This is a genomic window from Flavobacterium endophyticum (genome assembly GCF_003634455.1).
GTDB classification, from domain to species: Bacteria; Bacteroidota; Bacteroidia; order Flavobacteriales; family Flavobacteriaceae; genus Flavobacterium; species Flavobacterium endophyticum.
In genome coordinates, this window is the sequence record NZ_RBLC01000001.1 from 1116843 (window position 1) to 1138754 (window position 21912).

The 21912-nt window shown below is 37.9% G+C and carries 16 protein-coding genes; 7 read left to right on the forward strand and 9 right to left on the reverse strand.

Features of this window, described 5'->3' with window-relative positions:
• Window positions 1–22 precede the first annotated feature (22 nt).
• Together rpmA and rplU are read right to left on the reverse strand one after the other, a co-directional pair.
• Window positions 23–283 (reverse strand): 50S ribosomal protein L27, encoded by a 261-nt coding sequence (gene rpmA, locus CLV94_RS05260; protein WP_056067915.1) that lies wholly within the window; start codon window positions 281–283, stop codon window positions 23–25.
• Between the two features lie 23 nt (window positions 284–306).
• The gene (gene rplU / locus CLV94_RS05265; RefSeq protein WP_121375379.1) at window positions 307–729 is read right to left on the reverse strand and encodes a 50S ribosomal protein L21; all 423 of its coding nucleotides are present in this window, start codon (window positions 727–729) and stop codon (window positions 307–309) included.
• A gap of 272 nt (window positions 730–1001) precedes the next feature.
• On the opposite strand from rplU, the gene CLV94_RS05270 reads away from it, so the two are divergent.
• Together CLV94_RS05270 and CLV94_RS05275 are read left to right on the forward strand one after the other, a co-directional pair.
• Window positions 1002–2330: a M16 family metallopeptidase gene (locus tag CLV94_RS05270; protein WP_121375380.1), complete on the forward strand. Its 1329-nt coding sequence runs from the start codon at window positions 1002–1004 to the stop codon at window positions 2328–2330.
• 10 nt (window positions 2331–2340) lie between these two features.
• On the forward strand, window positions 2341–4383 hold the full coding sequence (locus CLV94_RS05275) for a M16 family metallopeptidase (protein WP_245982450.1): 2043 nt from the start codon (window positions 2341–2343) through the stop codon (window positions 4381–4383).
• 57 nt (window positions 4384–4440) lie between these two features.
• Here the strand turns inward: CLV94_RS05275 and CLV94_RS05280 are convergent, their stop codons facing one another.
• Window positions 4441–5307, reverse strand: coding sequence for a DMT family transporter (locus CLV94_RS05280; RefSeq protein ID WP_121375382.1), 867 nt, complete (start codon window positions 5305–5307; stop codon window positions 4441–4443).
• Window positions 5308–5428: 121 nt separating this feature from the next.
• Between CLV94_RS05280 and CLV94_RS05285 the strand changes: the two genes are divergently transcribed.
• Window positions 5429–5977, forward strand: coding sequence for a heavy-metal-associated domain-containing protein (locus CLV94_RS05285; protein WP_121375383.1), 549 nt, complete (start codon window positions 5429–5431; stop codon window positions 5975–5977).
• Window positions 5978–6026: 49 nt separating this feature from the next.
• Here the strand turns inward: CLV94_RS05285 and gldD are convergent, their stop codons facing one another.
• From gldD to mutY, 3 genes are read right to left on the reverse strand one after another with little or no spacing between them, the layout of a single operon-like run.
• Window positions 6027–6593, reverse strand: coding sequence for a gliding motility lipoprotein GldD (gldD, locus tag CLV94_RS05290; protein ID WP_121375384.1), 567 nt, complete (start codon window positions 6591–6593; stop codon window positions 6027–6029).
• Between the two features lie 2 nt (window positions 6594–6595).
• Window positions 6596–7024, reverse strand: a complete 429-nt coding sequence (locus tag CLV94_RS05295) for a single-stranded DNA-binding protein (RefSeq protein WP_121375385.1) — start codon at window positions 7022–7024, stop codon at window positions 6596–6598.
• A 59-nt stretch (window positions 7025–7083) separates the two neighbouring features.
• Window positions 7084–8124 carry an A/G-specific adenine glycosylase gene (gene mutY / locus CLV94_RS05300; protein WP_121375386.1) on the reverse strand — a complete coding sequence of 347 codons (1041 nt, stop codon included), beginning with the start codon at window positions 8122–8124 and terminating at the stop codon, window positions 7084–7086.
• 32 nt (window positions 8125–8156) lie between these two features.
• Between mutY and CLV94_RS05305 the strand changes: the two genes are divergently transcribed.
• Both CLV94_RS05305 and CLV94_RS05310 read left to right on the forward strand, forming a co-directional pair.
• Complete coding sequence (locus CLV94_RS05305) at window positions 8157–8555, forward strand: HU family DNA-binding protein (protein ID WP_262671438.1); 399 nt, start codon at window positions 8157–8159, stop codon at window positions 8553–8555.
• Window positions 8556–8951: 396 nt separating this feature from the next.
• Window positions 8952–10496, forward strand: a complete 1545-nt coding sequence (locus CLV94_RS05310; protein WP_121375387.1) for an Rne/Rng family ribonuclease — start codon at window positions 8952–8954, stop codon at window positions 10494–10496.
• A 53-nt stretch (window positions 10497–10549) separates the two neighbouring features.
• Here CLV94_RS05310 and pbpC read toward each other — a convergent pair whose 3' ends face one another.
• The 3 genes from pbpC to CLV94_RS05325 form a co-directional block, all read right to left on the reverse strand.
• Complete coding sequence (gene pbpC / locus CLV94_RS05315) at window positions 10550–12925, reverse strand: penicillin-binding protein 1C (protein WP_121375388.1); 2376 nt, start codon at window positions 12923–12925, stop codon at window positions 10550–10552.
• Between the two features lie 54 nt (window positions 12926–12979).
• Window positions 12980–18475 carry an alpha-2-macroglobulin family protein gene (locus CLV94_RS05320; RefSeq protein WP_121375389.1) on the reverse strand — a complete coding sequence of 1832 codons (5496 nt, stop codon included), beginning with the start codon at window positions 18473–18475 and terminating at the stop codon, window positions 12980–12982.
• A 155-nt stretch (window positions 18476–18630) separates the two neighbouring features.
• Window positions 18631–19074: a nucleoside deaminase gene (locus tag CLV94_RS05325; RefSeq protein ID WP_121375390.1), complete on the reverse strand. Its 444-nt coding sequence runs from the start codon at window positions 19072–19074 to the stop codon at window positions 18631–18633.
• Window positions 19075–19122: 48 nt separating this feature from the next.
• Here CLV94_RS05325 and CLV94_RS05330 point away from each other — a divergent pair, with 48 nt between their 5' ends.
• Complete coding sequence (locus tag CLV94_RS05330) at window positions 19123–20901, forward strand: 1-deoxy-D-xylulose-5-phosphate synthase (protein ID WP_121375391.1); 1779 nt, start codon at window positions 19123–19125, stop codon at window positions 20899–20901.
• A gap of 34 nt (window positions 20902–20935) precedes the next feature.
• Window positions 20936–21907 (forward strand): DUF3078 domain-containing protein, encoded by a 972-nt coding sequence (locus CLV94_RS05335; protein ID WP_121375392.1) that lies wholly within the window; start codon window positions 20936–20938, stop codon window positions 21905–21907.
• Window positions 21908–21912: the final 5 nt, after the last annotated feature.

The following is a 21912-nucleotide window of genomic DNA, read 5'->3' on the forward strand; positions in this document are numbered from 1 at the left end:
TTTAATATCAAAAATCTTGTTCTTATGCTTCAAATGGAACAACAGAAACGAAAGATTTGTTATCTGATTTCTTTTGGAACTTAACAACTCCATCAACTTTTGCATGTAAAGTATGATCTTTACCCATGTAAACGTTTTCTCCTGGATTGTGTTTAGAACCTCTTTGTCTAACGATGATGTTCCCAGCGATTGCAGCTTGACCACCATAAATCTTAACACCTAAACGTTTCGATTCTGATTCTCTACCATTCTTGGAACTACCGACACCTTTCTTATGAGCCATGACGTATTAGTTTTAAATGTTAATTATTCTTGAGTTTCTTCTTTTTTAGCCTTAGCAACTTTTTTCTTTGGAGCTTCTACTGTTTCTTCAGTTGCAGGAGCAGCTTCTTTTTTAGCAGCAGCTTTTTTTGCACCTGGAGCAGTAATTCCAGAGATTTGGATTTGAGTCAAATACTGACGGTGTCCGTTTCTCTTTTTGTAACCTTTTCTTCTTTTCTTTTTGAAAACGATTACTTTATCTCCTTTTAAGTGTTGTAACACTTTGGCTTCTACAGAAGCACCTTCTACAGCCGGGGCGCCTAAAGTGATTGTTCCGTTATCATCCAACAAAAGAACTTTTGCAAAAGAAATTGCATCTCCTTCTTTGTCAGCCAAACGGTGAACATAAACCTTTAAGTCTTTGCTTACTTTAAATTGTTGCCCTGCTATCTCTACGATTGCGTACATAACAATGATGTTTAGTTAATTTTTAAGGATGCAAATATACAATTAAATATTAATCCTGCAATTCTCACGGAGAAAAAAATTTCAACCTTCAAAAAGACAGCCTTTTAGCCTCAAAAGAAGCGCTTTTGAAGGATAATCCTGAAAAGTATGGATTTAGTCCCATTAAAAAGTTATCTTTTCTTAAAAAAATCTTGAAAAAAAGTTACATTTGGCGTAACAAAACACACATTTGACATACAAATGTCAAAATCAATAACAAATTATTAATCGTTATGAAAAAATCATTAATGGCTTTGGGTTCAGTTCTCATGCTCGGAAGTGTCGCTTCAGCTCAAAAAGTAGCTTTTGAAGAATATACACTAGAAAATGGTCTTCATGTTATCTTGCATCAAGACAAATCAGCTCCAGTTGTAATTACGTCTGTAATGTATCACGTGGGTGCAAAAGATGAAAACCCTGAAAGAACTGGTTTTGCTCACTTTTTTGAACACCTTTTATTTGAAGGAACAAAAAATATCGGTCGTGGAGAATGGTTCAAAATCGTTTCAGGAAACGGTGGTACCAATAACGCAAATACTTCTGACGACAGAACGTACTACTATGAAATTTTCCCTTCAAACAGCCTTGAACTAGGATTGTGGATGGAATCTGAAAGATTAATGCACCCTGTAATCAACCAGATTGGTGTTGACACTCAGAATGAAGTTGTTAAGGAAGAAAAAAGACTTCGTGTTGACAATCAGCCATACGGAAATCTTTTTACAGCTGTAAAACAAAACATGTTCAAGAAACACCCTTACCGTTGGGCTCCAATCGGTTCTATGGAACACCTTGATGCAGCTACTTTAGAAGAATTCCAAGCGTTCAACAAAAAATTCTACGTTCCTAATAACGCAGTTCTTGTCGTGGCAGGTGATATTGATTATGCTCAAACAATTAAATGGGTAAAACAATATTTCGGTTCAATTCCAAAAGGAAAAACTGATCTTACAAAACAAACTTTTACGGAAGACCCGATCACTCAACCTATCAAAGCAACTTACGAAGACCCGAACATTCAGCTTCCGATGTTAGTAACTGCTTACAGAACGCCATCAATGAAAACTCGTGATGCGAAAGTTTTGGATATGATTTCTTCTATCTTGAGCGATGGAAAAAGCTCTAGATTGTACAAAAAAATCGTTGACCAAAAGAAAATGGCTCTAGAAATTGGCGCATTCAACTACAGCCAAGAAGACTACGGCGTTTACTTCATCTACGGTTTGCCAATGGGAGATGCTACGCTTGAAAGTCTTACTAAAGAAATTGATGAGGAAGTTACAAAACTTCAGACTGAATTGATTTCTGAGAAAGATTTCCAAAAACTGCAAAACAAATTTGAGAATCAATATGTAAACAGCAACTCTTCTGTTGAAGGAATTGCCGAAAATCTAGCTACATACTATTTGCTTTATGGCGACATCAACTTGATCAACACAGAGAACGAAATCTACCGTTCTATCACTCGTGAAGAAATCAGAGACGTTGCAAAAAAATACTTGAACCCAAACCAAAGATTGATTTTGGATTACGTACCAGCAAAAGACAAAGCTCAAAACTAAGATATACATCATGAAAAAAACAATATTCATTTTATCAAGCTTGTTTTTAACAGTAATTATGCAAGCACAAGACAGACCACAGCCAAAACCAGGTCCAGCTCCAGTTATCAATATCGGGAAACCTGAGACTTTTGAATTGAAAAACGGATTGAAAGTAATGGTTGTCGAAAACAACAAGCTTCCAAGAGTTTCTTATAACCTGACATTAGACAATGCTCCTTATGCAGAAGGCGACAAAAAAGGAGTTGCTGACATTACAAGCGCATTGATCGGAAGCGGTACTAAAAAAATGTCTAAAGACGTTTTCAACGAAGAAGTTGACTTTTTAGGAGCGAACATCGGATTCAACTCTAACGGAGCTTATGCTTCTGGGCTTTCTAAATATTCTGACAGAATCCTTGAATTGATGGCCGACGGAGCCCTAAACTCTGTTTTCACTCAAGAAGAATTCGACAAAGAAAAAGCAAAACTTATTGAAGGTCTTAAAACGCAAGAGAAAAGTGTTCAAGCTGTAGCTTCAAGAGTTGAGGACGTTTTGGTATACGGAAAAAACCATCCAAACGGAGAATACCTTACAGAAGAAGTAATCAACAAAGTAACTTTAAATGATGCCATCTTAAACTACAATACCTATTACGTGCCTGCAAATGCATACCTAGTTGTTATTGGAGATGTAAAATTCAAAGACGTTAAGAAAGCAGTTGAGAAATATTTCGGTTCATGGAAAAAAGCAAGCGCTCCTGCAGTGACTTACTCAGATCCAAAAGACGTTCAATACACTCAAATCAACTTTGTAGACATGCCTAATGCAGTTCAATCAGAAATTGCTTTGGTAAATGTTTCTAACCTTAAAATGACTGATAAAGATTATTTCGCAGTTCTTTTGGCAAACCAAGTTATCGGAGGAGATTTCAACAGCTACCTTAACATGAACTTGAGAGAGGCTCACGGATGGACTTACGGCGCTCGCTCTAGCATCCGCGGTGACAAATATGTTGGAAAATTCAAATCGAATACTCAAGTTAGAAATGCTGTAACAGACAGTGCCGTAGTTGAATTCTTCAAAGAATTGAAAAGAATCAGAACGGAGAAAGTAGCTCCAGATATGTTGAAAAACGTAAAAGCGGGTTATGTTGGAAATTTTGTAATGCAAATCCAAAAACCTGGAACTGTAGCACGTTATGCTTTATTGACTAAAACACAAGGTCTTCCAGCTGATTTCTACGAAAACTATATCAAAAACATCAATGCTGTAACTGCAGATGATATCATGAGAGTAGCAAATAAATACTTCCTTGCCGACAACACAAGAGTTGTAATTACAGGAAAAGGAAGCGAAGTATTGCCAGGTCTTGAAAAATTAGGAATCCCAATGTTCTATTTTGATAAATTCGGAAACCCGATAGAAAAACCAGTTGCTAAAAAAGAAGTTCCTGCTGGAGTAACTGCTAAAACAGTTTTTGAAAACTATATCAAAGCTATCGGTGGTGATAAAAACGCAAAAGCGGTAAAAACTGTATTCTCTACTTTAACTGGAAATGTTCAAGGGATTGCAGTAACTATGACTAGAAAATCTTCTGCTAGCGGTAAAAAAGCTGACGAAGTTACAGGCATGGGACAAACATTAAGCAAAGAAGTTTTTGACGGAACAAAAGGATACGAGTCTGCTCAAGGTCAAAAACAAGACTACGATGCGGCTAAAATTGCTGATGCTAAATTCTACGCTGCTCCTTTCCCAGAATTGACTTTGGCTTCAAAACCAGGAATCACATTATCTGGAATCGAATCAATTGATGGAAAAGACGCTTATGCAATCAAAGACGGTAAAAAGACGCTTTTCTACGATGTAAAAACAGGATTGAAAATTGCAGAATCAAACGTTGAAGAAGCACAAGGACAGCAAATGACACAATTAGTTACATTCTCTGACTACAAAGATGTAAAAGGCGTGAAAGTTCCTTTCAAAACAGTTTTGAACGTTGGTATCGAAATCGAATTAACAGCTTCTGATGTAAAAATCAACGAAGGTGTTTCTGAAACAGATTTCAAATAATCAAACTCAAGCATAAAAAGTAAAGGCTGTCAGAAATGACAGCCTTTTTTCATTTAGCTATTTCCTAGCCGACAGATAAACTCCAATCAAGACAATAAAAGCACCCAAAGCTTGAACCAAAGTCAGGCTCTCGCCATCTAAAATTCCCCAAACGCAAGCCACTACAGGCAGCATATACGTAACTGAAGAAGCAAAAATTGGCGATGAAATGTGTATCAGCTTAAAATAAATCACATTCGCAACACAGGTCCCAAAAACAGCCAAGACTCCGACAAAAAGCATTGATGTTTTTACGTTCGGAAGATGTGCCACTTCAAAGAAATTCGAACAGCACAAAATAATAAAAGCCGGAATCAGCAGAACCGTAAAATTGCCGACTGTAATACTTAACGGATTCAGATCTGAAAGATATTTTTTAATCAAGTTTACATTAATAGCATAGCAGATTGCGCCGCAAATTGCCAAAGTAGCAAACCAATAATTCTGTCCGGGATGATTGACGGCACCGTTTAAGATCAGCAAAGCGCTTCCAAGCAAACCAATTATAACGCCGAAAACCTGCCTCCTTTGAAAACTCAGTCCAAAAACCAAGGCACCTAAAACAAGAGTCCCCAATGGTGTCAACGAATTTAAGATAGCACTGATCGAACTGTCAATCTGCGTCTGAGCGATGGAAAAAAGATAAGCTGGAAAAAATGTCCCCATCATGGCAGTCAAAGCGATATATTTCCATTGATGCTGTTTGATATTCTTTAGGCTTCTAAAGCCAACAGACAGCAAAAAAACAGCAGCAAAAATCATACGCAGCGACCCCAATTGAAAAGGCGTCAATCCAACCAAACCTCTTTTTATAAGGATAAAAGAACTTCCCCAAATCAAGGAAAGAAAAATCAAGAAAAACCATTTGGACTGGATTGCTTTCATAGCTATTATTTTGTTGCCCAAAATTCTGCTATTTTAATGAATTTCAGGTTTCTTTTTTTATTAATTTTGTAAACCTTTATAAGTCAAAGGAATTGTTAATTCAAATTTTAAACACAATACTATGAATTTCTCAAAATCATTATTAGTCCTTGCACTATCTGGAATCATGTTCGTTAGCTGCAAGAACGAGCCAAAAGCAACAGAAGCTGGAGAGCCAACAGAAACTGCAAAAGATTCAACAGCTGAAAAAACAACTGCTGCCAATCTTCAGACAGCAAGCTTCCAAATTGATGGCATGTCTTGTGCTGTAGGATGCGCAAAAACAATCGAGAAAAAACTGGCCAGCCTTGACGGAGTGCAAGAGGCTAAAGTTGACTTCGAGAAAAAAACAGCAACCGTAGCTTATGACGCGGCAAAACAGACTCCTGAAACATTAGTAGAAACAGTAGAAGCTGTTGCTGGCGGCGAAACCTATAAAGTTTCAAATGTAAAATCGTCTGGAGACAAAGCAATGCTTTACAAAGAGAAAGAAAAGGAAAAAGAGAAAAAGAAAAAAGACGACAAAAAAGCTTCTTGCCACGATGAGAAATCAAAAGATGCAAAAGCTGGCGGATGCTGCTCAGGAAAAAAATCTTGCTCAGCTGATGAGAAAAAAGCAAAAAGCGCTTAGGTCTTGGCCCATATACAAATAAAAAGAGAACCGATTTGGTTCTCTTTTTTTATTGTTTCCATCGTAAGGTTTCCATTAAGACCTGCATGTCATTCTTGACATAACTCGAAGCAGGCATTATCGAATCAAAGTTGGGCTTTGCATAAAAATATACCGAACCCGTCACAAAATGCCTAGTACTGTCAGTAGCATAAAACAGTGCATTAGTAGCCGCATTGCCTCCTACCTTATAAAACATACCATACACTTTATTCTTTTCATTTATGAAAGGCTGCTCCATAATATCATCTGCCTTAATTGTATGCTTGTAAGTCAGAGTCTGGGCATCTCTTAAATGCGCTTCGATATCATTTTTTACCGGCTTGTACGTCAGATAAATGGTAGCTTTCATTTTAGGATAGCTGATCGTAAAATTACAAGTTCCTTTATCTGAAATAACAGCATCCTCGTTCATATCAAATGTAAAAGGGCAATTATTTTCAAAATGCACGTATTCAGCCATAGGATATTCCAGCCTTAACTGGCCAGCAGGTTTTGGAACTGTATCATTTTGGCAGCTAAATACCGAAACGACAATAAATCCAGAAATTAAAAGTGCTATACTTTTCCTAAACATTATTAGTATTGAAGATCTTCTTCTTGGGAGCTTGAATCAAAATTAGCAGATTTTACATCAACTGAGGATCCTTGTTTTCCAGCATCAATATCTTTCTTTGTGGTCAAGAAAGTAAATTCAGTTACCTGAATTTCTGTGGTGTATTTTGTAATGCCTTCTTCAGTCTGCCATTGACGGGATTTTATTCTTCCTTCAACGTATATCTTGTCTCCTTTGGACAGATATTTTTCGCAGATTTCGGCGGCTTTGTTACGAACAACGAGATTATGCCATTCGGTAGAAGCAATCTTTTCATTAGTTTGCTTGTTTATGTAAATCTCATTTGTTGCAAGGGGAAATCTGCCGATGCAGTTACCGCCTTCAAAATAGTGCATTTTGACATCATCGCCTAAATGTCCTATCAAAATCACTTTATTTAACGTACCATTCATTTTTCGTGGGGAGTTAGTAGAAACCTTCAAATATAATAATTTCTATCAAATTTGGCTTATCAAAGCAAATCTTTTTCAATAAAATTGTGAATTACTATCGGAAATGGAAAAGAAATCATTGATTCATAAGATATTGCATTTTCAGCCACACCTTGAATTTTCACCCTTAAAAAACGTATATACAAATGCTGATGTGATAATTTATGTAAGATACTCTCATTATTTAACGACTTTATTGACAAGATTTCAAATTTTGAGCCATATTCCTCAGAAATCAATTTTGAAATTTCATCAAAATCTACTTCAGATTCAGTTTCGATAAGAGGAAACTCATATAAATTATGCCATATCCCTTTTTCGGTCCTTTTTCTTAAAAGATACTGCTCGTTATCGTCAGAAAAAACCAAATAATTAAAATAGCGATTTCTCACTTTGGTCTTCTTCAGTTTAACCGGAAGCTGGTTTACTTTATGCTTCTGCAAAGCCAAGCAGCCTGAATTCAAGACACATATTTCGCAGTCTGGATTTTTCGGAACACATTGCAATGCACCAAATTCCATAATCGCTTGGTTAAATAGCGCCGGCTTGTCTTTTGGAATCAATGCAGCGGCCAATTCCGTAAATTCTTTTTTCGCGCCGCTGGAAGCGATATCTGTTTCAATATCAAAATATCTTGACAAGACCCTGAAAACATTACCATCAACTACAGGAACTACTTCATTATACGAAAAAGAAGCGATAGCCGCGGCCGTATACTCTCCTACTCCTTTTAACTGTAGCAAATCCTTATAGTTATCCGGAAAAATTCCGCCCAATTCAAAAGCCACATATTTTGCGGTATTATGAAGGTTTCTGGCTCTAGAATAGTAGCCTAATCCTTGCCAAAGTTTTAACACCTGCTCTTCATCAGCATTGGCCAAATCAAAAACAGTTGGAAATGAAGCGGTAAATGATAAAAAATAAGGCAAACCTTGTGCAACACGGGTCTGCTGGAGCATAATTTCCGACAGCCAAATATGATATGGATTGACCGTGTTTCGCCAAGGCAAATCACGCTTATTTTGTAAATACCATTGGATTAACGAGTTAGAAAAATTCATCAGATAAAATTGGTTAGCAAAAGTAAAAGTTTATGTTATTAAATTTTAATCGTTTATGGTTGAAATATTGTTTTTTTAATTCATATATTTGCAACCTCAAAATTTTACACAATAAATTTAAAATAAGAAAGAAAATGACGAAAGCAGATATCGTTGCGAAAATTTCAGAAAAATTAGGTCTTGAAAAAGGAGACGTTCAAGCAACAGTTGAGTCTTTTATGGACGAAGTAAAAAACTCTTTGGAAACTGGTGATAATGTTTACTTAAGAGGTTTTGGTAGTTTCATCATCAAAACAAGAGCTGAAAAAACAGGTAGAAATATCTCAAAAAACACTACAATTAAAATTCCTGCACACAATATTCCTGCATTCAAACCAGCAAAGGTTTTTGTTGAAGGAGTTAAAACGAATACTGAAGCAAAAGTAAACTAATTTATTAATCACTAAATTTTCAAAATATGCCAAGTGGTAAAAAGAGAAAAAGACATAAGGTAGCGACTCACAAACGTAAAAAGAGAGCGAGAGCTAACCGTCACAAGAAGAAAAAGTAGTCTGACTACTTTTTTCTTTTTTAAGAATATTTACAATAGTTCATTGAAATTTGAAAATAGACTGATTAAGAGAATAGAACAAAAACAAGGGCTAAGCTTCTTAACCCTTGGTTTTTTCTTCTCAAGACTATTTTCTCCGGGTACAATACCTGTTAAATAATTGTTTAATCCATCTGTAAATAAGATTTTAGATTTTGGATTTTAGATTTTAGGTTTTTAAATCTACACTCTTCTCTCTATATTCTATTTTCTGAAAAAACAGATAAAAATTTACAGTGTGAATAAAGAACTGATCATCCGATCTGGTTCGGAAGCCGTAGATTTTGCCTTATTAAAAGATGGAAAACTAGTTGAATTGCACAAGGAAGAAGAAAAAAGCAACTTTCAGGTCGGCGATATTTTTATTGCCAAAATCAGAAAGCCCGTTGCGGGATTAAACGCTGCTTTTGTAAATGTAGGCTTCGAAAAAGATGCCTTTTTGCATTATCACGATTTAGGGCCAAATTTAGCTTCCCAATTGAAATTCATCAAACTTGTAAGCGCAGGTAAAATAAAAGATTTCTCCCTAAAAAGCTTTCCTTTTGAAAAAGAGATTGACAAAGATGGCGTTATCACTGATGTAATTAGTGCCAACCAGTCCATTTTAGTACAAGTCGTCAAAGAACCTATATCGACAAAAGGCCCAAGAATCAGCTCTGAGCTTTCTCTTGCCGGTCGATTTATTGTTCTCGTTCCTTTTTCTGATAGAGTTTCTATATCACAAAAAATAGAATCCAAAGAAGAAAAAGATCGTCTTAAACGCTTAGTACAATCAATCCGACCAAAAGGATTCGGTGTTATTGTGAGAACAGTAGCAGAAGGCAAAAAAGTAGCCGAACTAGACAAAGATTTGCAGAATCTGCTCAGCAGATGGACTGCAATGTGTAAAAAATTACCAACTGCTCATCATCCGTCAAAAATATTAGGAGAGCTCAACAGAGCTTCTTCAATTTTAAGAGACGTATTTAATGATACCTTTACCGGTATTCACATTGATGATGAAGAGTTGTACAACGAAACGAAGGATTATCTGCAAGAAATTGCACCTTCAAAACAATCAATAGTGAAGTTTTATCAATCAAAAGACACGCCTATCTTCGAAAAATATAACATAGAGAGACAGATCAAGACTTCCTTCGGAAAAACAGTATCGATGAGCAAAGGAGCTTATTTGATTATTGAGCATACTGAAGCATTGCACGTCATCGACGTCAATAGCGGAAACCGTTCAAACAAAGCTTCAAATCAAGAAGATACTGCCTTGGAAGTAAACCTCATCGCCGCTGCAGAAGTGGCAAGACAACTCCGCCTGAGAGATATGGGCGGCATCATTGTTGTCGATTTTATTGATATGTCCAATCCAGAAAACCGTAAAGTCCTTTACGATTTCTTGAGAGAAGAAATGAGCGATGATAAAGCCAAACACAAAATCTTGCCACCAAGCAAATTTGGATTGATCCAGATTACGCGGCAAAGAGTACGACCTGAAGTAAACATCAAGACCAGAGAAGAAGATCCCAACAATGAAAATGGGGAAATTGAAGCTCCGATTCTGATTGTCGATAAGATTTCTTCAGATGTTGAACGACTATTGAAAGCCCATAAAAAAGTAGTGCTTAATGCACATCCTTTTGTGGCAGCATACCTTACTAAAGGTTTTCCATCATTACGTTCAAAATGGTTTTTTGAACATAAAAAATGGGTGAAAATAATACCTCGTGACGCTTACACGTTTTTAGAATACCATTTCTATGACAAACATGGAAATGAAATTAGAGATTAAATAAAAAACCGCCTTTCGTGAGATTGGCGGTTTTTTTGTTTCTTTTAAGTAGATTATTCTTTTACAATCTCGATTCTTCTGCTGATTTCATTGCCTGATTCATCTGTCACTGTAATATAATATTTTCCTGTTTTTGCTTCTACAGACATCTCGTGAAACGTTTGCGTGGTTCCTAAAAACGTATCATTCAGATACCAGAATAGTTTTGCTCTTTCGTCGGAATGGGCCACTTTCAATACAAACGGTTGTATTTCTCCATTAAAGTTTTTGGTCAGATAGACCTTTCCGTTTTCCTTCGGATAAATAAAATCCATCGAATAAGATGATACTCCTAAGCAATCTGCTCGAAACGGTGGTAATGAAACATAATCGATATGTTTGGTCTTGTAATACAGTTCCATTACGGGAGGCAAAACAAACCAAGGCTTCGTCACCATTTTGTCTACATCCTCGCAATTGCTATTCACCTGAAACTGTTGCGAAGCATCCAAATGTATCATTTTATGATACGGACAAACGGTAGTCTGCTTGCTTTTTAGCGGAATCGATTGTTTGATTTTTGGACAGTTTTCTCCACCTATATGGCCGCTCAATTGGCAGACTTCGGCTTCTTCCAAATCATCATACGGAGTTGCGAACCATTTTTTTCGTGGTAATAGATTAAATACGTCAAACAAAATAGGCGCCGCACTTCCAACACCTGTTAAAGAAGGTCTTCCTTCTCCAGAAGCATTTCCAACCCACACGCCTACGACATATCTCGAATTAGTGCCGATGGCCCAGCCGTCACGATTTCCGAAACTTGTACCTGTTTTCCATGCGATTTCTAGCGAAGAATCGTAGAACTTCCAAGCTTCGTCTCCTTCTGGTCTATTGACTTCTTTCATGGCATTATAAGTCAGCCAAATCGATCCTGCTCCTAAATTTTTCTTGTCATACGATTCTTTTCCGAAATCCATTTCCTTACCAAGCGTCCAATTCAATTCTGTAAATTCATTGGTACGATATTTTGCAGAATGTGTCGTAAAATAATTCATTGTAGAAGTCAGTCCTGCGTAGGTTTTTGTCAAATCCCAAAGATTGCTTTCTGCTCCGCCGAGAATCAGCGAAAGCCCGTAATGGTTCGGGTGTTTGTTAATATCCCGCAATTTAAACTGCTGCAATTGGTCATAAAATCGATAAACGCCATGGTCTCTCAGCATCAAAACCGACGGAATATTCAGCGATCGCGACAAGGCGCGATGGGCTGGAACAGCTCCGTCATACGTCAAGTCGAAATTTTTTGGGCTATAACCCGCAATCTGCGTCGGAATATCCGGAACCAATGTATTCGGCAATATTTCGCCAGCATCGAGCATAGAAGCGTATAAAAACGGCTTTAAGATGCTTCCCGTACTTCTTGGCGCCGTTATAATATCGACATCTTTTTGATGGTCTTTATCTGTCGGCGAATTCCCAACATAGCTGATAATATTTCTTGTTTCTACATCTACAATAATAATCGCAAGATTGTAAATTTCTGACTGTCGGTATTGATTGTAATATTGTCCTGCGATTTGATTCACCCTATTTTGCAATGCAAATTTGACCGTTGTCTTGATTCGTTGTCCTTCTTCCTTCTTGGCAACATTCTGCAGCAAATGCGGTGCAATTTGTGGCAAATCATAGGGTTTTTGTGGCAAGTCTTCCAATATAGAAAGCTCATAGGTCGTCTTATCAATTACTTTTTCCTCATATAGTTTTTTGAGCAGCCCATTGCGCTTATTCAAAAGCCGTTGCTGATTTTTACCAGGATAAATCAAACTTGGAGCATTTGGAAGTACCGCCAAAGTTGCGGTTTCAGCCCAAGATAATTGGTGTGGCTGTACGCCAAAATAACGCCAAGAAGCCATTTCTAAACCCACGACATTACCACCATAAGGAGCATGCGCGGCATACAATTCAATGATTTTTTCTTTAGAATAGCGAAATTCCAAACGCGTCGCCAAAACCAATTCGATGAGTTTTTCAAAATAGCTTCGTTTTTTTCCGTCTCTGGAAAGTCGGATGACTTGTTGTGTCAGCGTACTTCCACCACGGACTACTTTTCCTGCTTCGTGATTTTGCTTTACGGCTTTTACCATCGCGACAGGATTGAATCCGGGATGCTGGTAAAAATGTTCGTCTTCAAAATAGACAATACATTTTTTGAATTTTTCAGGTATGGAATCTTGGGCTGGAAATCGCCATTGTCCGTCACGAGCTATTTTAGCACCTAAGAGCTCGCCTTCTTCGCTTTCGATAACCGTTGAATAAGGTTGCTCGAAAAGCGTTCTTGGCAGGCAGAAATAATAGGCCATTAAAAGCAATCCGAAAAAAATGGATTTTTTCGGATTGCGTTTTATTTTATCAATAATGCGTTTCAGAAACGCTTTTATTTTACTCTTCAATTCTTACTTCATTATATAATTTCCCTTCTAAAAATCATTTTATTGAGCGGAAATTTATTTCACGACATTGACCCATTGCCCTCTCGTTCTTGCATAATAAGAGTTGTCATACATGGCTTCGCATTGTACGCCTGGAAGATAATATTTCCCGAGATATGAGGCATTCAGAAGAATCTTGAACGTTTTGGTTTCATTCGATTTCAACGTAAAATAGAAATTCGTACGGTCATCGCGAATGTCTGTATAATCCACCTTGTTGTCGGCAAAACTTCCATAATCGGTGAAACGCGTATTGACGATTTCCCAGCCTGACGGAATAATCTGCGTCAATGCAACATTCTCGACAGATTCGCCTTTGGTATTGGAAACCGTGACTTCAGCAACAAATTCAGTGCCTTGCGCCAAAGAAGCTACGTTAATTGCATTTCCTTTTCTATCGCGGAAAACAATATCGGTAGCAAGACCTCTTTGTTCGGTTTGTTCCTGTCCGATTGGAAGAATACCACTGGTAATCACTTTTACATAAAGCGTCGTGTTCTTGTTATTCTTAACCGTTACGGAATTTCCGCTGCCTGAAACCTGTAATGTTCTGTCGGCAAATGTTTTTGCGGTCTTAATAGCTTGTGATTTGCCTTTGCTTGTGAAGCTTACGTCAATACCTTTCGTTCCATTTTGCTGTGCGAATTTCGACATAGCATACAAGCAATAGGCCGTAGTCTGTGTTGACATCCATTGGTTTGATGACATTTGTTTTGCCAATTTGTTCGCCATCGTAAATGCTTCGCCTTTTCGTCCAAGTAACAATAATGTTTCTAATGCCATCGCGCGGTTTCTTTCGCTCGAGCCATAATAATAGTAATAACCGTATTGTGTTTCTTCGTCTATGCTGCTTTGGCTTAGCAATGTCATTCCAACATTTTTCTGTCCAGCCAATGCATAAGTAGCTGCCAGCCTTAATTTGGTTTCATTTGAAATTCCAGACGTTTCTCTCAATCGGTTCATCGAAGACAAATCTGGAGAACCTGCCAATGCCAAGGCATACAATCGATACGACTGTGGGAAATCATTGTGATACCCTTCGTTATAACGCCATTGTTTGGCTGTTTTCGACTGATAGGCAATCCATTGTTTTTTTAGATTTGCCGGAAGTGCATAGCCTTTTCTTTCGGCTTCAATCAAAAAGTGTCCCACATAAGTCGTGCTCCAATCGTCTGGCGTTTGGTTTCCTTGCCAATACGCAAAGCCTCCATTTGCCAACTGAAATTGTGCTAATTTTTGAATTCCTGCTGTTATATTCTTTTGGATTTTGGCTTTACGTGTGGCATCAACATCGGCAATATCGGCCAAATACAATTGTGGAAAAACGCTAGACGTTGTCTGTTCCAGACATCCGTGCGGATATTGAATCAAATAATCCAGACGCTTGTTGAAATCCATAGATGGGAATGCGGAAACTTCAAGCTTAGCTGTATTTGTTCCTGCAACTCCAAAAGCACTCCAATTGATCGTACCTGAGCTATTCGGTTCCAATACCAATTCTTTATAGTCTTGCGTTACCGGATTTGGGTTCAAGATATCCAATTCGACATCAAAACTTGCTTTTTCTTTTCCAGAAGTGGCAACAACAGTTACTTTTCCGATACCCGTCAGATCTCCTACTTCCAAATCAAAGTAGGCTATTTTTTCATCAGGCTGCGCAAAAGACATCGCTTGTTTTGAAGCTCCGATTACACGAAAACCGTTATTCGTTTTCAACTGCAAGGAAACATTTTTGACATGTTTTTCCATCGCAAATACCGTCACCGGCAAGGTTACTTTTTCTCCTGGAGAAACCTTTCTTGGCAATGATGCCAAAATCATCAAAGGATTTCTGACTGGAGTTGCTTTCTCAACGCTACCATAAGCGCTGGTTTTGGCATCACCAGCTACTACCATCGTCCTAACAGATCCGACATATTTTGGAAGGGTAATTTCATGGGCTTTTGTCTGTCCTTTAGCTAACGCAAATGGTCCGAGGTAAATCACGACTGGCTTAAATCGGTTGGCTTTTTTAGCTGCTCCACCGCCTAAATCTTCATCACCACCAATACTAAAAATCTGGTTTACTTTACCACCGTAGGCTCCAATTATATCATCATAAATATCCCACGTTTTTACGCCCAAGGCTTCGCGAGAATAGAAACTATTCCACGCATTCGGCGTCTTGAATCGCGTCAGATCTAGCAAGCCTTCATCGACAATCGCAATCGTATAGGTCATGGCCTTGCCGTTTTTCTCGCTTACTTTTATTGTTGTTTTCTGTTCTGGTTTTAGAACATTCGGCATGGCTATCAGCGGTTCTAGAACCGTATTTTTATCGACTACTTCTATCGGAATAATTCCGTACAAGCGAATCGGCGAATCATTTTTGGTTGAGGCATGTGGTTGCAATAATGTGATGTGAATGTATACATTCGGAGCCATTTTAGCGGTAATCGGAATTTCCACCTGCGTTTCTCCTTTTTTAGTTTCTGCCCATAACGTTTCAACTACTTGCGAACCATTTTCAAGAGAAATCAAAGCACGGCCGCCTTCGCTTGACGGAAAGGAAACGGTTGCTTTTTCACCTACATTGTATTTTTCCTTATTCGAAGAAAAAACAAGCATTTTTGCCTCAGCCCCAGTTGAATTTCTTGTTTTTCCAGACCAGATTGGCCAGTCTATCATTACTGTTTCTCCAGCAGAATGTCCGCCGTTCGGATCTGTTACCCTAACGAGATAACGTCCCCATTCGTCTTCGTCTGTCTTGAATTGAAAACGGGCTTTTCCTAAACCGTCGGTATTTACTACTTGAGAATAAAAAGGCGTGTTGGTTGTCGAACTGCTGTAGTTTGACAAATCATCAGTAGCATCCCACCACCAGCGCCATTCTACTTTATAGACTCTTACTTCTAAATTTCTGACCGATTTCGGCCTTCCGTTTTCATCTACCGTAACCACATCAAAAGCATTGCTTTTTCCTGTTTCCAGCATGCCATATTTGTTTGGTTCTGGAGCTTTTACTCCAACATAGGTTTGAAACGGAGAATACGTCGCTGTAATTACATCGGTACTAAAATCCCCTCCGTTTTCATAGACTTTTGTGATGAAAGCAGCTTTCAACATTCCCGGTGCTTGTGATTGCAATCTTGGCTGGATGCTTACGTTGGCTTTTCCTGTTTCATCAATTTTTCCAGAATAGATATTTACTTCTTCTGTAGAAAATTTACGGGAAGGGTCGTCAAAAATATACTTGCTGTAGTTTTTGAATGTTGTTGGTTGTTGCGTAAATTTCGCCTGCATTTCTAATTTCAAGTCTTTTGCAATGGCACCGTGCAACCAGGCTACATCTACCCTAGCATCATTTTTATGAAAAGCTGAGAGTACTTTCCCTTCAAAACCATTTTTGATTCTCAATCGGTTTGGCTTGATGGTTTCAATCTTTACAGATTTATAGAAACGAGCACCTCCAACAGAAATAACTGCTTCATAATTGCCTGTCGGTGCATTTGGCTGCGTCTTGAAAGCAAATTTATAGTGGTTCTTATCCGAATATTTTTGGACTTTTTGATATACTACTTTTCCATTCGGATCGGACAATTTCAGCTTGATCGGATGCGTATTTGGTAATCGGCTAGAATTATCATTCAGGAGGAACGATAAATAGATCGTATCACCCGGACGCCAAACGCCGCGTTCTCCATAAATAAAACCTTTCAGTCCTTTTTGAAGTGCTTCGCCATCGACATTAAAATTGCTGACCGACTGTGAATTTCCATCGTCTAGCTTGACATAGGTTGTATTTTTATCTTTTTTGATAATGGCAAAAAAGGCTTTTTTATCGATACTGAAGTTGACAACACCTTCACCATTCGTACTGTAAGAAGCTAATTTTTGCTTCTGGTAATTGTATAAGTCTACCGTTGCTCCTGAAACCGGCTCTGTCGTTACAATATTATTCACTGCAAAGAAATAGGAACCGTTTTCGCCTCGTTTTACGATGACACCCAAATCGGTAGCCAATATGTTTGTAGCTACTTTATTGTTAGAATAGTAGGACTTATGGCACGGATTTTCTCTTTCGTTCCAGTCATAATCATAGTCATAATAGTCATAATCATAAGAATCATACGTAGAAAAATCTTCTGGTTCTTGGTCTTCTTCTTCCGCTGGTTCTTCTTCCGTAGGAGTATCGCAAGTATATAGAGAATAGGCTTTTTTGATGGAAAACTCTACGCGATAAATAGCACCCTGCTCTGGCTTGATTAACGTAGACAAGTCCAAAGAATAGGTATTCCATTTTTTATAATTGGCTAGTTTGTTGGTCGTTAATTCCAATGTTTTTTTAGCGACTGGAAGAGCTACTTTTCTTAAATCGTAATTGCCATTCAATTCGTTGTCTTGCAAGAACTGAAGTACGTTATTTTCAAAAATGCGGAATACTTTTACATCTACTTTTTTCAAGTTCGCGGCTTCAAAATTTACTTTTAAGTTATTGGAACTTGGCAGAATCGTACCGCTTTTTACGAATCGCACTTCTGGCTTGATTTGTTCAAAGGTGATTTTTGCGGCATAACTTTTCTTCATCTTAAAGCCGTCCGTATTTTCAATTCCTTGGAAAACCTCTAGCAGTAATTTGCCATCTAACGCAACATCTGAAAAAACTTTCAAGACATTGCCATCGACAGCATAACGCAGGTTATTGGCTGTTTCGAGCGCCACAAGACCGCTAAAATCTTGGCTTTTCTTTAAAGGATCTGAAAAATTAATATGAACCGACTGATTGTTTTCATCGCCAATTTTTACGTCAACAATCGTAAAGTTATTTTTGCCTGGAATTGCAAATTCTTTCTCTCCTTTTTGGTTTATATCAGCATTGCTTCCATCCCATTTGATGATAATCTTGCTGTCTTCAATTCCTCTTTGAATCTGATCCACGACAAAAGAAAACTCCGTTGCCGATTTGACCGATTCATTAAATTTTATCGGAAGTTCTTTTCCGTTCTGCTGTGCTGAAACAAGTTTTTTGGCTGTAGACAAATCCATGTTATCGGCAGTTTTCAGAAGTACATTTAAGAATTGCGTGTCTTTTGTATAGGATTGCAAGTCTTGGGTTTCTATTTTAAAATCCTGCTCGATAGTCTTCACCGTAAATTTAAAGTCAGCAAGTTCTTTTGGGACTTCAATAAGCTTATCAAGATGTAGGGTTACTTGGTATTGCTCGTTCTGCTTAAGCTTTTTCTTCGGCTGAAAAGCCAAAATATTATTCGGCAGTACGACAACTTTTCCGTCGACACTAGGAGAAATATCAAAGATATCCTCGTCCAATTCTTGATTTGGTTTCCATTCTGCTTTCGAGAATGCCAGTCCGACCTGAATATCAGAATTGGCGGAAATCATTCCCGATGAAAAACTGGTAACATAATCACGATAAAGCGAAAAATCAGAATCAAAATCTTCAGGCGAAGATTTTTTACATGCATTTAACAAAAAAAATACTGAAACCAACAGCATTAATTTTCCAGTTTTCATAAAATGATTGATTAGAAGTTGAACGTAGGTTTTGTCCTTAGTGACATTTCACCATAACTGAATATGGCTCGTCTTTATTGTAATAAATATAGGATTAATTTTTTAAATTTTTAGTAAGAAAAATTACGTTTTGATTTTCTTCTTAAAACAGAGGACTATTTACGTTTTTCCAGAAAAAAACGCTTCATCAAACTAGAAGCTTCTGCTTCTAAAACGCCATATTCTACGATTGTTTTTGGATGTAGTTTTGTGCCCAAAGCCATGAATCCTCTTTGTTCGTCTCTGGCACCGAAAACAATTTTTGAAATCTGGCTCCAATACAAGGCTCCAGCACACATCTGGCAAGGTTCCAAGGTAACATAGAGCGTACAGTTTTTAAGGTATTTCCCTCCCAAAAAATTGGCAGCGGCTGTAATCGACTGCATTTCTGCATGAGCCGTAACATCGTTCAGCATTTCTGTAAGATTATGGCTCCTCGCAATGACACGATTCTCAACGACAATAATCGCTCCAACAGGGATTTCGCCTTTTTCAAAAGCAATCTCCGCTTCTTGTAGCGCTTTTTTCATGAAATATTCGTCGGTGTAGGTATTTTCCATAGCCCAAAAATAGAAAACAATATCGTAAATTTGATTTTTAATCTAGAAATGAGCAAAACCATCCTTCAAAATATAAATTCTCCTGAAGATCTAAGAAAGCTGGCAGAATCGGAATTACCTACTCTCGGCAGAGAACTACGTGATTTTATAATTGATATCGTTTCTGTCAAGGAAGGACATCTTGGCGCTAGTCTCGGCGTTATTGAATTGACGATTGCGCTTCATTATGTTTTTAATACGCCTGACGATTTATTGGTATGGGATGTCGGACATCAAGCGTACGGGCATAAAATCCTTACTGGCAGAAAAGATAATTTTGATACAAACAGGCAATGGGGAGGCATTTCTGGCTTTCCAAAAAGGAGCGAAAGTATTTATGATACTTTTGGTGTAGGGCATTCTTCTACGGCAATCTCTGCCGCCTTAGGAATGGCGATTGCTTCCAATCTAAATGGTGATGTTGAAAAAAACCATATTGCTGTTGTAGGCGATGCGTCGATTGCTTCAGGAATGGCGTTTGAAGGATTAAATCATGCCGGGGTAACCGATGCAAATTTATTAGTCATCTTAAACGATAACGCCATCGGAATTGACCCGAGCGTAGGTGCTTTAAAAAACTACCTGACAGCTGTAAAACAAGGAAAAAATCCCCGTGAAAACAACATGATAAAGTCGTTGAATTTTGATTATTCAGGACCCATCGACGGACATGATATTTTTGCTGTTATTAAAGAATTAAAAAGGCTTAAAAGTATAAAAGGCCCTAAATTCCTACATATCATTACTACTAAAGGCAAGGGCTTGGAACAGGCCGAAAAAGATCAGGTAAAATACCATGCTCCTGGCAAATTTGACAAACTGACGGGAGAGATTATCTTAAAATCAGAAGAAAACCTGCCTCCTAAATTTCAAGATGTCTTTGGACTGACTTTATTGGAATTGGCGGAAAAGAATCAGAAAATTGTTGGTATTACGCCTGCCATGCCTTCGGGAAGTTCGCTTAAGTTTATGATGGATGCTTTTCCGAAGCGCGCGTTTGATGTAGGAATTGCAGAACAGCATGCCGTGACTTTGGCAGCAGGAATGGCAACACAGGGAATGATTGTTTATTGCAATATTTATTCAACGTTTTTGCAGCGAGCTTATGATCAGGTCATCCACGATGTGGCACTTCAAAATCTTCCTGTCATTTTTTGCTTGGACCGAGCGGGATTAGTTGGTGAAGACGGAGCCACACATCATGGTGTTTTTGACTTGGCTTACCTACGCTGTATTCCGAACCTGATTATCTATTCGCCAATGAATGAAATCGGCTTGCGAAATATTTTATATACGGCGCAGTTAGGATTGAATCACCCGATTGCTATTCGATATCCAAGAGGCCGTGGCGTCATCGTAGATTGGAAAAGACCTTTTGAAAAAATTGCCATCGGAAAAGGTAGATTATTGAAAGAAGGAAAGAGAATCGCCATACTTTCTAACGGATTCATCGGCAATAACGTTATACCTGCTTTGGCTGGCATAGCGAATCCTGAAGATTTTTCTCATTATGATTTCCCTTTTGTCAAGCCTTTAGATAAGGAGCTTCTGCATACTATCTTTAAGAAATATGAAACTATTATCACTCTTGAAGATGGAGTGGCAAAAGGCGGTTTCGGAAGTGCTATAACAGAATTTGCCGCATTCCACAACTACACAAAAAGGATACAAATTTTAGGAATTCCTGATGAATTTATCGAGCATGGAACGATTGACCAACTACAACGTTTTAGTAAAATAGATTCAAAAAACCTGCAAATAATTTTTGAAAACTGCCAAAATTACTGATTTTTGCATATTCCTTAAATTTAATACGCCTGTTATGAGATTATCTTCACTGACCCTAGGGTTATTCTTACTTTTTTCTATCAATTCTATCGCTCAATCGGTAGATACTATTCAATCCAAAAAGCTAGATTCGGCAATAGTCAAAAAAGTAACGCACTGGGAAAAGAAAAATGTCATAGGATTTGACTTAAACGAAATTGCTTTTGTCAATTGGAGTGCGGGTGGAAACAGCGCTATTTCAGGACTTTTAAAAGGTACGTTTACCCGAAAATATGAAAACGGAAATGTAAAATGGCTTAACGAATTGATTGTCCGTTATGGCGTTAGCAAGCAAGATGGTGTCGAATTGAGAAAAACTGACGATGCTTTCCAATTCAATTCCACTTTTGGTTACAGAAGAGATACTACTTCGAATTGGTTTCATAGTGCGAAATTCAATTTCAACACGCAATTCACAAGTGGTTATGCCTATCCAAATACAGATCTGGCGATTTCGAAACCTTTTGCTCCAGCCTACACTTTCCTTGGGGTCGGAGCCGAATATAATAATAAAAAGAAAAACCTGCAATTGTATATTTCACCACTCACTTTAAAAAACACTTTGGTTTTGGATCAAAGATTGGCTGACCAAGGAGCATTCGGGGTTGATAAAGCCGTTTATGATGAAGTGACGGGGGCAATGATTTCCGAAGGAAAAAACTCCCGAACAGAGCTTGGTTTCCTTTTTACAAGCGGTTATAAAAAAGAGCTTTTCAAGAATATAAATTTTGAAAACAAGCTGAATCTTTATACTGATTACATCAATAATTTCGGAAATATTGACGTGGACTGGCAAGTACAGCTGGATTTTATCGTCAACAAATACGTACGTGCAAACATCAATACCCACTTAATTTACGATCACGACATCAAGGCCAAAGAAGAAATCAATGGCGAGCAGGTTATTGTTGGGCCAAAAGTACAATTCAAACAGATGCTTGGCGTCGGGTTGATTTACAGCTTCTAGGCTTA